Genomic DNA, 14,030 nt, shown 5'->3' with positions numbered 1-14,030 from the left:
GCCGCAGAATGCAGGGTCCGCTGAAAACCAGGTGTTCTGCGGCAGTTTTTATCTCAGTCGAGAAGACTCCGAGAGTACATTTCATAGGAAAGGGGGAAGAAAGATGGACTGGTCTCCGATATGGATATCGATGAAAACAGCAACGCTGTCGATCATTATTACGTTTTTTCTGGGAGTCTGGATGGCGCGGCTGGTGGTATCGGCACGCTCTGAGAAAGTGAAAATGGTGCTGGACGGCATCCTGACGCTTCCGATGGTCCTGCCGCCGACGGTAGCAGGCTTCTTCCTGCTGATGATTTTCGGTGTAAAACGACCGCTCGGACAGCTGTTTCTGGAATTGTTTGGCGTCAAGATTGTATTTTCATGGGCGGCAACGGTGATCGCGGCGGTGGCGATCTCATTTCCGCTTATGTACCGGGCAGCGCGCGGCGCGTTTGAACAGGTCGATGTGACGCTTATCTATGCGGCTCGGACGCTGGGATTTTCCGAGAGCCGCATTTTCTGGAGGGTGATTCTGCCGTCGGCGATGCCGGGCGTCTTAAGCGGCGCGATCCTTGCCTTTGCGAGAGGACTGGGCGAGTTCGGTGCGACCGCGATGCTGGCGGGCAATATCGCCGGAAAGACGCAGACACTGCCGCTTGCCATCTATTCACAGGTGGCGGCTGGAAAAATGTCGATGGCATACCAGTATGTGTGGATCATCGTGGTGATTTCCTTCCTGGTCGTCGTGCTGATGAATGTGCTGTCGCGGCGGGATATGCGCGGAAGCAGCAATCATAAAAAGAAGGATAACAGTGTGGAAGCGGGCGGTCAGGATGCAAAGGTTTCGGTGGAACTGTTTGCGGACAGGGAAGCGGATGCACAGAAGGGAGGCGCGGGATGAGCCTGCAGGCGGCAATCAAAAAGAGATTTTCCGGCTTTTCGCTGGACGTATCGCTTAACACCGATGGCGGCGTCATGGGCATTCTCGGCGCCTCCGGAAGCGGCAAGAGCATGACGCTCAAGTGTATCGCCGGAATTGAGACGCCGGACGAAGGGCGGATCGTGTTAAATGGCAGGGTGCTCTTTGATTCGGAAAAGCGCATCAACCTGCCGCCGCAGAAGCGGAAAATCGGTTATTTATTCCAAAATTATGCATTGTTTCCGAATATGACCGTAGAAACCAACATTGCAGCGGGGCTTTCGGGCAGCAAGGAGGAAAAACAGGAGGCAGCTGCCCGCATGATCCGTCTCTTTAAATTAGAAGGGCTTGAAAAAAGGTATCCGTCCCAGCTTTCCGGCGGACAGCAGCAGCGTGTGGCGCTGGCGCGCATTCTCGTCTATGAGCCGAATGTGATCATGCTGGATGAACCATTTTCGGCGCTTGATTATTATCTGAAGGAACAACTGCAGTTCCAGGTGCGCGAGGTACTCCGCGGGTACACGGGCGATGTGCTGATGGTTAGCCACAGCCGGGACGAGGTCTATCGGTTCTGCGAGAAGAGCATCATCTTAAACCGCGGACAGGTGGCGATGAAGGGAGAGACGCGGGCGATTTTTCAGAAACCGGAAAATGTCACTGCGGCACGCCTGACAGGCTGTAAAAACTTCAGCCGGATCCGGCGGATCGGCGAATATGAGGTGGAGGCGCTAGACTGGGGACTCACGTTTCAGACCGAAGAAGCAGTTGCCGCGGAGCATGCCTATATCGGCATCCGGGCGCATCAGTTTTATCCGGCGCGCGGCAGTGCGAATGAATTTACGTGCGAGTGGGGGGACACACTCTGCCAGCCATTTGAGTGGGATGTTTTGCTGCGTCCAGTGGAAAATGCAGGGGCAGCGGGTGACAAAGAAAATGCACTGGAACGCGAGGTGATCTGGTGGAAGGTAGACTATAAGCAGAGTGATTCACTAAACCAGTATCAGCGCGGAGACCGCGTCCGGCTGGGAATTGCACCGGGAGATATCATGCTTTTAAAAGAAGGTTAGAATGATAGAAAAGGGGATATGTATGGCAGATGGGAAAACAGGCGCGATCATCCTGGCGGCAGGGCGGTCGGCGCACATGGAAGAATTAAAGCCGATGCTCCGGATGGGGCAGACCACGATGATACAGAAGGAGATCGACACGATCCGGCAGGCGGGGATCTCGCCGATCGTCGTCGTGACCGGGTATCAGGCAGATGTGCTGGAACGTCATATTTCACACCGTGGTGCGGTCTGTATCCGAAACAAGCGGTATGAGACATCGCAGATGTACGGCTCAATCTGCATGGGACTGCGCCATATCCAGAAAAAAGCCGATCGGGTGCTGTTGTTCCCTGCCGACGTGCCGATGATCACGGCGGACACAATCGAGAAGATGGCGCAGGCGCCCGGAAGCATGGCAGTACCGGTCTGTCAGGGAAAAAAAGGACACCCGGTCATGCTGTCGAAGGAAGTGTTTGGACATATCTTAACGTACCGGGGTGGAAAAGGACTCCGCGGCGCAATGGATGCGTGGGGCGAAGGTGTCCGGGAGATCGAGGTTGAAGATCCGGGTGTTTTACTGGACACCAACACGAAAATGGACTACGAATCGCTGCTTGCCTACGAAAAAGACAGGCAGAAGCGCGGGGAGCTGGCATTTCGGGCGTCGATTTCGCTGAGCCGCGAGGAAGAATGCTTCAGCGCGCTGACGGCGGATTTTCTGGAGGCAGTTGCTGAGAGTGGTTCAATGCTCGGTGCCTGTCAGATCCGGGATATTTCTTACAGCAAGGGCTGGAAAATGCTCAAGATCGCGGAGGCGCAGCTGGGAATCCAGTTTTTAGAGCGCCAGACGGGCGGAAGCAAGGGCGGATTTTCTGTGCTGACGCCGGAGGGAAAGGTGTTTTTAGAAAAATTCCGCCGGATGGAAGCAGCAGTGCAGGCGGCAGCAGAAGCAGCGTTTGAGAAAATCTTTCTGGAGCCGGAAGAAGAGGAAAAGGAGGATACAGATGGAAGAGAAATTAACGCATTTTGATGAAAAGGGAAATGCGATCATGGTAGATGTAACGGAAAAGAAGATTACCAGCCGGACGGCGACGGCATCCGGCAAGATTCACGTCAATGAAGCGGTCATGAAGGCGGTTCTGGAGGGAACGGTTGCCAAGGGCGATGTGTTGGGGGTGGCGCGTGTGGCGGGAATCATGGCGGTGAAGCAGACCGCACACCTGATCCCGATGTGCCACACACTTCTCATCACGAAATGCAGCGTGGATTTTGAGGTGGATGAAAAAGAGCTGACGATCAAGGCACTTTGTACTGCTAAGCTGGAAGGAAAGACCGGCGTCGAGATGGAGGCGCTGACCGGCGTCAGCGTGGCGCTTCTGACCATTTATGATATGTGCAAGGCGATCGACAAGCGGATGGAGATCGGAGAGATACATCTCGATGCAAAATCGGGAGGAAAGAGCGGGGAATTTGTGCGATGATAGACGGATACGGCAGAACGATCGACTACGTCCGGATTTCCGTGACCGACCGATGCAACCTGCGCTGTGTGTACTGTATGCCGGAGGAAGGCGTCAGCAGCATTTCCCATGAAGAGATCCTGCGGTTTGGTGAGATCGAGAGGGTCTGCCAGATTCTGGCAGAGAACGGCATTCAGAAAATCAAGCTGACCGGAGGCGAACCGCTGGTGCGCCGGAGACTGCCGGAGTTAGCAGCAGCGTTAAAACAGATTCCGGGAATCAAGAGCCTGACGATCACGACGAACGGTGTTTTATTAGAAGAAATGTACGATGCGCTGGCGGACGCGGGGGTTGATTCAGTCACGATCAGCCTGGATACGCTGGATGCGTCGGTGTACCGGCAGCTCACACGCCGGGATGAGCTCGAAGCGGTCAGACGCGGTCTTCGGACGGCGATCCAGAAAGGCAGGATGCAGATCAAGATAAATTGTGTGCCGGTGCTTGGGATCGAGGAGCAAAAGCTTTTAGAGGTGGCGGAACTGGCGAAAAACCATAACGTGCACGTGCGTTTCATCGAAATGATGCCGATCGGCATGGGGACGCAGTTTGCCTTTGTGAAAGAGGATGCGTTGAAGCATGCGCTGGAAGAGGCATTTGGAACCTTTACCCCGTGCGGGGACGTGGCAGGAAATGGCCCGTGCCATTATTTCGCAGTCCCTGGCTTTCAGGGACGGATCGGTTTTATCAGCGCGGTCAGCCATAAATTCTGTTCCGAATGCAATCGGATCCGGCTGACATCGGAAGGATTCTTAAAGACCTGTCTCCAGTATGACAATGGGGTGGAATTAAAGACCATTCTGCGCGGCGGCGGTACCGATGAAGACCTGCGCCGGGCGATCGGACAGGCGCTTGCGGAAAAGCCGAAGGGACATAATTTTGAGAAAAAGACGGAATTTACGGATCGGGAACACCGGGGAATGTCCCAGATAGGCGGATAAGCAGGGTGTTTGTGAGGATTATGATTATGGTTTCTGCGGTGAAAGTGTGAGCCGGCGGAATGTTACAAGTGAAATATCGTATATGAAATATGAAATCGGAAAATTTATGGATAGAAAAGGGGAAACAATCATGGGAAAAGTAATCGCAACGTGTACCAGTGAAATCAAAGGTGTTCAGAAGAAAAATGTCCATCAGGTCTGTCTTATCGAGGACTATGGAATCGAGGGTGACGCCCATGCGGGCAAATGGCACCGTCAGGTCAGCCTTCTTTCATATGACCGGATTCAGGAATTCCGCGCGCGTGGTGCGAAAGTCGAGGACGGCGCGTTCGGTGAAAATCTGGTCGTGGAAGGAATCGATTTCAAGACGCTCCCGATCGGGACAAAATTTAAATGCAACGACGTCGTGCTGGAATTGACACAGATCGGAAAAGAATGCCACCATGGATGCGCGATCTTCCAGACGATGGGCGATTGTATCATGCCGCGCGAGGGCGTATTTACGAAGGTGCTGCACGGCGGCGTGATCAAAGAGGGAGATAATCTGGAGATTCTGGAAGAAGCGTAGGAAAGAGATCAAAGAGAGGTGGGAAACCAATGAGAGCAGCAATTATTACATCCAGTGACTCCGGGTACGCGGGAAAACGGGAGGATGTGAGTGGTCCGGTAATCGCAGAAATGGTGAGAGAGGCTGGTTATGAGGTGGTCTGGCAGAAGGTGCTGCCGGATGACCAGGCGATGTTGGAAGAGGCGATGAAGGAGATCTGCGATGAGGGAAAGGCCGATCTGCTCTTAACAACGGGCGGAACGGGATTTTCTCCGCGCGACGTGATGCCGGAGGCGACGCTGGCGGTCGCGGAACGGATGGTTCCGGGTATCCCGGAGGCGATGCGGGCATACAGCTTACAATTTACAAAGCGGACGATGTTAAGCCGAGCGGCAAGTGGGATCCGTAAACGCACGCTGATCGTCAACCTGCCGGGCAGTCCGAAGGCGGTGCGGGAGTGTCTGGAGTACATTCTGCCGCAGCTGGATCATGGATTAAAAATCCTTTTGGGGCTTGATGGGGAGTGTGCTAGAAAGTAGGGAAAGCAGCAAAAACGAAGATGGAAAAACAGATATAATATGTAAGACGATGTATGCTAATAGCGAGGACTTTCAAGTCCTCGCTATTTCAACGATGGTCAGCTTATTTGGGGCAGAATGGAATGACCACAAGAAATCTACTCCATTCAGTCATGAATGTTCAGTTCAGGAATTACTTACTCGATGCGGAGCATCCGATAGCCGATTCCGATGTGTGTTTGTATGTATTGCTGCCCGTCTTTTCCGCGTTCCAGCTTTTTGCGCAGGGTCGCCATGAACACCCGCAGAGAAGCGATATCGTTTTCCCAACTGCTGCCCCAAATCTGCTGCGTGATATAGGTGTGTGTCAGAACCTTACCAACATTTTTGGAGAGCAGGCACAGCAGCTTGTATTCGATGGGTGTCAGGTGCAGCTCTGTGCCGTCAAGATATGCGCAGCCTGCCGCATAGTCGATTTTCAGCGCACCATTCGTAAAAATCGGAGAATCCTGCACGGAGTCTGTTTTCATCATCGACAGTCTCCGCTGCGTCACCCGCAGTCGTGCCAACAGTTCGTCCACGGAAAAAGGCTTCGTTAGATAATCATCCGCCCCAGCATCCAGCGCCCCGATTTTATCGGAATCCTCTGTTCTGGCGCTGATCACAATGATCGGCATATTCGACCACGAGCGGATTTTTTGGATGACTTCCACGCCGTCCATATCCGGCAGCCCCAGATCAAGCAGTACAATGTCCGGGTTGTGAGACAGCGCTTCCATCACGGCACTTGCGCCGTTTTGCGCCGAAAGATACCTATATTCGTGAGTTTTTAGTGTCATCGTTATTAAATTTCGCACCGGGGTATCATCTTCTACAACGAGGATGAGCGGCTTATTCATTTAAGTTCACCTCACTAAGTGGTATTGTAAAGGAAAAGATGCAGCCATGCGGCGAATTGTCTTTCAACGTCATTTCACCATGATGTGCATGAACAATGGTTTGACAGAGCGTAAGTCCTAGTCCAAGACTTCGGCGGCTGTCGCCAATTGGATTGCCCCCAGTAAAGAACATTTCAAAAACACGTTCCTTCAGTTCATTCGGAATACCGGGACCGTTATCGCTGACACATATTTCAGCCATATTTTCTCGCGGGATTGCCGTGATCCGGATGTTCGAGCCAACCGGGGTATATTTGACTGCGTTATTCACCAGATTGATGAGCACCTGCATGATGAGTCCTGCGTCCATCCGTGCCAGCAACAGTACGTCTCCGCAATCTACTGCGATGTGATGTTCTGCCGCTCTTCGGTCAATATGCCTGAGTGCTTCCGATATGATGTCATCCACGACCTGATCAGAAAGGTGCAGCTTTACGCTGCCGTCTACAATTTTCGTAATGGAAAGCAAGTTCTCAACCAGTCCCGTCAGCCATTGTGCATCGTCATAAATGTCCGTAAAAATCTGTTTCCGTGTCTGCTCATCCAACACGTCATAGCTGTGCAGCAGCGTATCTGCGTTGCCGGAAATCGAGGTCAGTGGTGTCCTGAGATCATGAGAAATCGAACGCAAAAGATTGGCGCGAAGCTGTTCGTTCTTTGCAAGAACGGCAGCTTCTTCCTTTTCTCTGGCATTTCGCAGGTTATCCAGCGCCAGAGAGCACTCGCCGAGGATGGAGAACAGAACGCTGGATGTAAATGCGTCAGGCTGCGTTTGCTTTTCCATCGGAATCCCGACAACACCGTAAATCTGCTGTCCGGTACGGATGGCAAGATACAGCCGTTTTGCTTTTGGAAAGTTTTGCGTCGTTGCTCCGGCGCGCTTGCGGTTTTGCCAGACCCATTGAACCACGTTCTGTTCCCGGTCGGTATCTGGGATGCTGTATGGACTACTTCCGTCAGCCGGATAAATGTTCCCATCCAGCAGAGCGTTGCCCTGTGCCGGGTAAATCAGAACGTCTCGCTGCATGAGCTTTTGTATCTGCGTCGCGGTCATCCGATAGACCTCCTCCGGCGTTTCCGCTTTTTGGAGCTGTCTGTTCATATCAAAAAGGAGCTTCGTGCGATAAGCGTCCCGTGCGGATAGCTGTGCGTGGGCTTTGAGCTTGGCCGCAAGTGTACTTGTCAAAAGTGCAGCCGCGAACATGACGGCAAAGGTTATTGGGTATTTGCTGCCATAGGCTGCCAAAGACAGCCGGGGCTCCGTCATAAAATAATTGAACAGGAGGACACTCAAAAAAGCGGACAGCACACCGCAGGTATATCCGCTGGTAAAAGTGGAAGTCAGAAGCACACCCAGCAGGTAAACCATGATGATATTGGCATTTGCAAAGCTGAGCCGCAGAAAAATCCATCCGATGACCGTCGTAACTGCCAGAATTCCGATGGTCAGAAGTAGTTCCCGGGCGGTCGGAAACGCCGGGCGGATAGTAAGCGGCTGATTTCTGCGGCAGTTCTTATAGGCTTCCACATCCGGAATAATATAAATATCTACCTCCGGTGCAAGCGTAATGAGCTGTTCTGTCAGCGTCGATTCGCTCCAGAAATGCCGCCGCTGTATGCCGCTTCGTCCAATCACAATTTTGGTCACATCAGAGAGCCGCACATATTCCGCGATCTGTGTCGCCACATCTTCACCATGCGTTGTGACAATTTCTGCGCCAAGCTGCTGCCCCAGACGCATATTCGCCTGCAAACGGACGGTATCTTCCGCGTTCATATCAGCGTCTCCGGGGGTCTGCACGTAAAGTGCGGTAAGACTGGCGCAAAATGCCTGTGCCATTTTCCCTGCCATTCGTACAATGCGTTCATTGGATGGAGACGAGGACAGGCACACAAGAATATGCTCTTTTGGCATTTCGCTTCCTTTATTCTGCACATTTTCACCACCCCTCTTAAACAATATTATAGCAATTATAGCACCAAAATGTGAAGGTTTCTACTGCGCCCAATTGGATTTGTTGTCCGGAAAAGAAATTTGCTCTGAATCATAGATCACGATTTCTACATGGGCATGACTATTGCGAAACTGAGAAAATGTTTCCTCAAGTTCGTCAGGAGAAATATTTCCGACCAGATGCACGCACGGTTCAGCCTGCTGTTGTTCAGACGATTCTTTGATGCGCTTCTGATTTTCGTCCAGAAAGCGATCCAGCCGTTTCATCAAAAACCAGCCGAACAGGAACATTAGCGCCGTCCCAGCGATCAAAACGCTATCTTCCATATACCCTCACCGTCCATTCAGATTCGGAAGCACTTTTGCAGCGCTTTGTATTCGCCCAACGCTAAAATCGTTATTTCCCCGGACAGCACCGTATCCGGCGTAATGGAAGCGTCGATTTTTCCTGAATGTTTGATGCCGAGAATGTTAATGCCATACTTTCTGCGAATATCCAGTTCACCAACACTTTTGCCGATCCACCCGGCCGGAACTTCTACTTCAAAAATGGCGTGCTGCTCGTCGATCTCTATGTAGTCGAAAATATGGTCGGCAGTGTATCGGATCGCTGCCCATTTTGCCACCTGTTTTTCCGGGTAGACTACCTGGTCGGCACCGTTGCGAAGCAGAAACTTCGCCTGCACATCACGCTCGGCACGCGACACCACGCACTTCGCACCCAGTTCTTTCAGCAGCGAGGTGGTTTCCAGCGAGTTCTGAAAGTTCCCGCTGATGGTCACGATGCAGACATCAAAATTTCCGATGCCAAGAGAGCGAAGAAACTCCGCGTTTGTACTGTCGCCAATTTGTGCGTTGGTGACATATGGCAGCACATCATTGATTCGTTCCTCGTTTGTATCGACCGCCATGACCTGATGCCCCAGCTGAGAAAGCTGTACTGCAATATGCCGTCCGAAGCGGCCTGTGCCAATCAATAGAATGTTTTTCATGTGAAAAGACTCCTTATCCAATCGTGATTTTTTCCTGCGGCAGCTTTGCATTCCCCACCTTTTTGCTGGAAAATGTCGCATAAATGAGGGTAAGACCGCCGACTCTGCCCAGATACATGAGCGTGATCAACACCATTTGCGATGGAATGTGCAGCTGCGGTGTAATACCAAGTGTCAATCCCACCGTCCCGACCGCCGATGCCGTTTCATACAGGCAGACAGACAGCGGAAGATTCTCATATGCGCTGATAAAGACAGCACCGCCAAAGAACAGCATCAAGTACATCGTCAGAATGGTCGCGGCGGTCTTGACGGCGCTGCAATCGACTCTGCGTCCGAAAAATCGGGCACTATCGCGCTGGCGGAAGGTTGCAGTGGCATTGGCAAGCAGAACCGCCAGTGTCGTTGTTTTCATACCGCCTGCTGTAGAACCTGGAGAACCGCCGATGAGCATCAAAAGGATTATTACGCCCTGTGATGCACCGGACATCGTGGAAAGATTTACCGTGTTGAAGCCCGCTGTCCTCGGCGTGACAGACTGAAAAAAGGATGCCAGCAGCCGGTTTCCGGCGGGAAGCGCGGAAAAGTCTGAAAAGAAGAAAAACATAGCAGGCAGAAAAATTAAAAAACCTGTCGTGACCAGAATCACCTTGCTCTGCATTCGGTAGCGATGAAACCGCCACTTGTTTTCAAAGATGTCATCCCACGTCAGAAATCCAATACCGCCGATCACGATCAGCAGCATAATCGTGATATTGATTACCGGGCTGTCCGCGTAGCCGGTAAGAGATGGATAGTGGTTGCTTTCTGTCCCAAGAATGTCAAACCCGGCGTTGCAAAAAGCGGATATGGAATGAAATACCGCCATCCAGATGCCGCGCCATCCATAGTCCCGGCAGAATACCGGCAGCAGGGCAAGCGCTCCCAGTAGCTCAATCAGAAACGTCCCTCGCAGGATGAAGCGTGTCAGACGGACGATTCCGCCGACCTTTGGTGCTGAAATTGCATCCTGCATGGTGCTGCGCTGCATCAGAGAAATTTTTCGCCCGGACAACAGCGCAAACGATGCTGCTACGGTTACGACACCAAGACCACCAATTTGGATCAGTGCCAGAATAACCGCCTGCCCAAAGGTTGACCAGTAGCAGCCTGTATCCTGTACTACAAGCCCTGTCACGCAGACGGCAGAGGTCGCAGTAAACAGCGTTTCATTGAATGGAGTAATATTCTCTCCAGTCGTGGAGATCGGCAGCATCAGCAGTAGCGCTCCGAGTAGAATGACCCCGGCAAACCCTAATGTGATAATTTGAAAAGACGAAAGGCGGCGCTTTCGTCGAATAATCTCTTCAGGCATAAAGACAGCTCCTTATTTCTGTGATGGTCATATTATACAGCTGGAGATTTTAAGAGCGGATAAGGGAGATTTACGACGTATTAAGATTGAATAAAGATGAGGAGATGGCTTATTTCAATCGCTTTATTTGCGGAAGTGGACAATTTCAAAAAAAATGGCAAGGAGGATATGAACGATAAAATAAGGCGCCGGATCAAAGTGGGCTGCGAAGGTTGAGGGAGGAATTACGATGAAAACCCGGAAAAGTGCGCCGAGATATGAGTAGGATGCTGGAAAATATGTGTTTTTGGTTGTATACTGTGTATGTGAATAAAATCGGGGGAGTAACTATCAGAAAAGTTCGCTCGGAATCGTCTGGAAAAATTTCGGGTAAACGGAGAGGAGAAAGAGAGGGTAGAAGTTTATGAAACTGGGATTTATTGGAACGGGAATCATTACGACGTCCGTCGTGACTGGATTCTGCGAGAGCGGAATGGAGAATCTGCAGATCGTTGTATCGCCGAGAAATAAAGAACGGGCGCAGATGCTGCATGAGAAATACCCGGAGATCGTGTCGGTCGCGGCGGATAACCAGAAAGTTGTGGACCGGTCGGACTGGGTCTTTGCGGCGCTCCTTCCGAAGGCGGCGGAAGATATCTTAAAACCGCTTCATATCGGACCGGAGAAGAAGTTTATCAATCTGGTTGCAACGCTGAGCTTAAAGCGCATCGAGGAAATGTTTGGACAGAGAGAGATTCTGGCGGATGTTGTGCCTCTGACCTTCGCGGCGAACCGCTTCGGACCGGTGGTGATTTACCCGGATATCCCGGAGGTGGTCGATCTGATGAGTCACGTCGGCAAGCCGGTTCCGGTCGATACGCCGAAGCAGATCGCGATCCTTAGGAGCACGACGGGCCTGATGAGCGCTTACTATATGCTTCTGACCGTCATTATCCAGTGGTGTGAGAGAAACGGGCTGGATGAGCCATCCGCACGGGCATACATCACCGAATTTACTGGGGCGCTGTCCCGCAAGGCAGCGACGTGGGACGGGGATCTGGAAGACCTTGCCAGAGAAATGACACCGGGAGGACTGAACTGGATGGCGCTGACGCATCTGGAGGAAAAGGATGCGTATACGCCTTGGACGGAGATTCTGGGGCCGATTTTGGAGAAGGTTATAAAAGAATAGAGTCGAGGTGGAAAAACTCGGGGCGCACATTTCTCACGCCCCGAGTTTTTCTTTTAATTAAAGTGTGAGTATTCTAAAAAAGTAGTTGCTTTTTTTAAGAAGGAATGATAGTATATAGAAAACACTTTAGTACGCTACCATGATAGCGAGATAAACAAAAGTGATGGGAGCTATAACGGCAGGATATAGACGAGCGGGTGATTGTCCGGCGGATTTTGTTGAGCCGGGGCGGTTGCGGCGGCAGTTGAGAGGAGATAGAGCATGAATTTAGAGATTCAGAGCCTTCGGAGGGCGGAGACGGCGACGCTTCGGCTGAGAGGTCTTTATGAGAGCTATGGATACCGCAAGTACCGGATGGGGCGGTTTGAGGAATACAGCCTGTATGCAGCGAATAAGAGCTTCCTGTTAGGCGAAAATGTACCAACGTTTACGGATCTGGACGGACGCCTGATGGCTCTCAAGCCGGACGTGACGCTGAGCATCGCGAAGAACACCAAAGCAGATAAAAATACGTGCGAGAAGGTCTATTATCTGGAGAGTGTGTACCGTGAGAGCAAGGAAAGCCACACTTACAAAGAGATCAGCCAGATGGGACTGGAGTGCATGGGCGGCGTGGATGACTGCGTGATCGCGGAGGTGCTGGCGCTGGCGCTCAAGAGTCTGGCGGATTTTGAGACGGACTATGTGCTCAAGATTTCCAACATGGATTTCGTGGTGGGACTGATGGAAGAGCTTCCGGTCAATGCCGATCAGAAAGATATCATTTTAGGGCTGATCCGGACGAAAAACCGCAGCGGGCTGGAAAAGCTGTGCGCGGATCTGGCACTGCCGGAGGGCGATACAGAGAAATTGTTGAAGGTTTCCGGGCTGTACGGAGAGTTTGGGCGGGTGCTGGCAGAGGCAGGTGCGATCGCGGATACGCCGAAAATGAAAGAGGCGGTTGCCCTGTTATCCCGCCTGTATGAGGTTCTGGAGGCGATGGGACTGGGCGGACAGCTTGACAAGGTGCGCCTGGATTTCTCGATGATCAATGACATTGAGTATTATAACGGCATCATTTTCCAGGGATTCTTAGACGGGCTGGCACGCCAGGTGCTTTCCGGCGGTCAGTACGATGGCATGATGGCGAAGCTCGGAAAGAAAGCCGATGCCATCGGATTTGCCATCTATCTGAAAGAGCTGGAGCGCCTGCCGGAGAAGAGTATCCGCTATGATGTCGATGCACTGGTGCTTTATGAGCCGGGCGTCGATGTGGTGCGCCTGTGCCAGGCGGTTGAAAGCCTGCGACGTCAGGGACTGCGCGTGCGGGTGGAGAAAACGGTGCCGGAGGATCTGCGTTACTGTTATCTGTACCGATATGATGGACGCCTTTCCCTGGAAGAGGATCGGGAAACGGCCTTTCAGGAGAGCGGAAAGGAGGGCGTGAGATGTTAAACATAGCACTGCCAAAAGGAAGACTGGGCGATCAGGTGTATGAGCTTCTGGCGTCGGTCGGATATGACTGCAAGAGTATTTACGACGAAAATAGAAAGCTGGTGTTTGAAAATCCGAAAACGGGTGTCCGCTACCTGCTTGTCAAGCCGAGTGATGTGGCAATCTACGTCGAACACCACGCGGCAGATGTCGGAATCGTCGGAAAAGACATTCTGATGGAGAGCAACCCGGATGTATATGAGCTTCTGGATCTGGGACTTGGAAAATGCCGGATGTGCGTGGCCGGAAAAGAGGATTACGTCGAGGACAAGGATCGCCCGGTGCGCGTGGCAACGAAATTTACGAATATTGCGAAAGAGCATTACGCGAAGCTGGGACGCGATATTGATATTATCAAATTAAACGGAAGCATCGAGCTGGCGCCGATTCTGGGGCTTTCGGATGTCATCGTGGATATTGTCGAGTCGGGTAGCACAATCCGTGAAAATCACTTGAAAGTGCTGGAAGAGTTCCTGCCGATCAGCGCTCGTTTCATCGCCAACAAGAGCAGCTTTGAGTTCAAGAACCAGCAGATCACCGAGATGGCGGAGAAGCTGAAGGGCGCGGTGGAAGAACACCAGAAGAAGAAAGAACAGGAAAAGAAGGAAAAAGCAGAGAAAGAGAAACAGGCAGCAAACGAAGCAGCCGCAGAGGACAAAAAGGAGGCGTAGGCAG

15 protein-coding genes are annotated in these 14,030 nt (G+C 52.0%); 10 read left to right on the top strand and 5 right to left on the bottom strand.

Features of this window, described 5'->3' with window-relative positions; genetic code table 11:
- Positions 1-103 precede the first annotated feature (103 nt).
- The 7 genes from modB to PG862_RS02270 all read left to right on the top strand — a co-directional run bounded on the left by modB (position 104) and on the right by PG862_RS02270 (position 5,494).
- Positions 104-883: a molybdate ABC transporter permease subunit gene (gene modB, locus PG862_RS02300; protein ID WP_107000898.1), complete on the top strand. Its 780-nt coding sequence runs from the start codon at positions 104-106 to the stop codon at positions 881-883.
- On the top strand, positions 880-1,968 hold the full coding sequence (locus PG862_RS02295) for a sulfate/molybdate ABC transporter ATP-binding protein (protein WP_117796577.1): 1,089 nt from the start codon (positions 880-882) through the stop codon (positions 1,966-1,968). Before modB ends, PG862_RS02295 begins: the two co-directional genes overlap by 4 nt.
- Position 1,969: 1 nt before the next feature.
- On the top strand, positions 1,970-2,980 hold the full coding sequence (locus PG862_RS02290) for an NTP transferase domain-containing protein (protein ID WP_117796576.1): 1,011 nt from the start codon (positions 1,970-1,972) through the stop codon (positions 2,978-2,980).
- Positions 2,955-3,431, top strand: a complete 477-nt coding sequence (gene moaC, locus PG862_RS02285; protein WP_022360485.1) for a cyclic pyranopterin monophosphate synthase MoaC — start codon at positions 2,955-2,957, stop codon at positions 3,429-3,431. Before PG862_RS02290 ends, moaC begins: the two co-directional genes overlap by 26 nt.
- Positions 3,428-4,408 carry a GTP 3',8-cyclase MoaA gene (gene moaA / locus PG862_RS02280; RefSeq protein ID WP_118628375.1) on the top strand — a complete coding sequence of 327 codons (981 nt, stop codon included), beginning with the start codon at positions 3,428-3,430 and terminating at the stop codon, positions 4,406-4,408. The genes moaC and moaA overlap by 4 nt, the downstream gene beginning before the upstream one ends.
- A 130-nt stretch (positions 4,409-4,538) precedes the next feature.
- Positions 4,539-4,976, top strand: a complete 438-nt coding sequence (locus PG862_RS02275; RefSeq protein WP_270706351.1) for an MOSC domain-containing protein — start codon at positions 4,539-4,541, stop codon at positions 4,974-4,976.
- Between the two features lie 29 nt (positions 4,977-5,005).
- A complete protein-coding gene (locus tag PG862_RS02270; RefSeq protein WP_117796574.1) occupies positions 5,006-5,494 on the top strand; it encodes a MogA/MoaB family molybdenum cofactor biosynthesis protein in 489 nt (162 codons plus the stop codon).
- A 176-nt stretch (positions 5,495-5,670) separates the two neighbouring features.
- On the opposite strand, the gene PG862_RS02265 is transcribed toward PG862_RS02270, so the two are convergent.
- The 5 genes from PG862_RS02265 to PG862_RS02245 form a co-directional block, all read right to left on the bottom strand.
- The gene (locus tag PG862_RS02265) at positions 5,671-6,372 is read right to left on the bottom strand and encodes a response regulator (RefSeq protein ID WP_022360489.1); all 702 of its coding nucleotides are present in this window, start codon (positions 6,370-6,372) and stop codon (positions 5,671-5,673) included.
- Complete coding sequence (locus tag PG862_RS02260; RefSeq protein WP_107000892.1) at positions 6,365-8,326, bottom strand: DUF4118 domain-containing protein; 1,962 nt, start codon at positions 8,324-8,326, stop codon at positions 6,365-6,367. The genes PG862_RS02265 and PG862_RS02260 overlap by 8 nt, the downstream gene beginning before the upstream one ends.
- An 81-nt stretch (positions 8,327-8,407) precedes the next feature.
- Positions 8,408-8,692, bottom strand: coding sequence for a hypothetical protein (locus PG862_RS02255; protein ID WP_147341938.1), 285 nt, complete (start codon positions 8,690-8,692; stop codon positions 8,408-8,410).
- Between the two features lie 17 nt (positions 8,693-8,709).
- On the bottom strand, positions 8,710-9,357 hold the full coding sequence (locus tag PG862_RS02250) for a potassium channel family protein (RefSeq protein WP_022360492.1): 648 nt from the start codon (positions 9,355-9,357) through the stop codon (positions 8,710-8,712).
- Between the two features lie 13 nt (positions 9,358-9,370).
- Positions 9,371-10,711, bottom strand: coding sequence for a TrkH family potassium uptake protein (locus PG862_RS02245; protein WP_118628376.1), 1,341 nt, complete (start codon positions 10,709-10,711; stop codon positions 9,371-9,373).
- 403 nt (positions 10,712-11,114) lie between these two features.
- Between PG862_RS02245 and PG862_RS02240 the strand changes: the two genes are divergently transcribed.
- From PG862_RS02240 to hisG, 3 genes are all read left to right on the top strand, one after another.
- Positions 11,115-11,882: an NAD(P)-binding domain-containing protein gene (locus PG862_RS02240; RefSeq protein ID WP_270706350.1), complete on the top strand. Its 768-nt coding sequence runs from the start codon at positions 11,115-11,117 to the stop codon at positions 11,880-11,882.
- Between the two features lie 261 nt (positions 11,883-12,143).
- On the top strand, positions 12,144-13,316 hold the full coding sequence (locus tag PG862_RS02235; protein WP_270706348.1) for an ATP phosphoribosyltransferase regulatory subunit: 1,173 nt from the start codon (positions 12,144-12,146) through the stop codon (positions 13,314-13,316).
- Positions 13,310-14,026 carry an ATP phosphoribosyltransferase gene (gene hisG / locus PG862_RS02230; protein WP_118628379.1) on the top strand — a complete coding sequence of 239 codons (717 nt, stop codon included), beginning with the start codon at positions 13,310-13,312 and terminating at the stop codon, positions 14,024-14,026. The genes PG862_RS02235 and hisG overlap by 7 nt, the downstream gene beginning before the upstream one ends.
- Positions 14,027-14,030 lie beyond the last annotated feature (4 nt).

Origin of the sequence: Clostridium fessum, assembly GCF_027698965.1 — a bacterium.
GTDB lineage: Bacteria > Bacillota > Clostridia > Lachnospirales > Lachnospiraceae > Otoolea > Otoolea fessa.
Note: the sequence above shows the minus strand (reverse complement) of the source record. Positions and strands in the feature narration are given on the sequence as shown.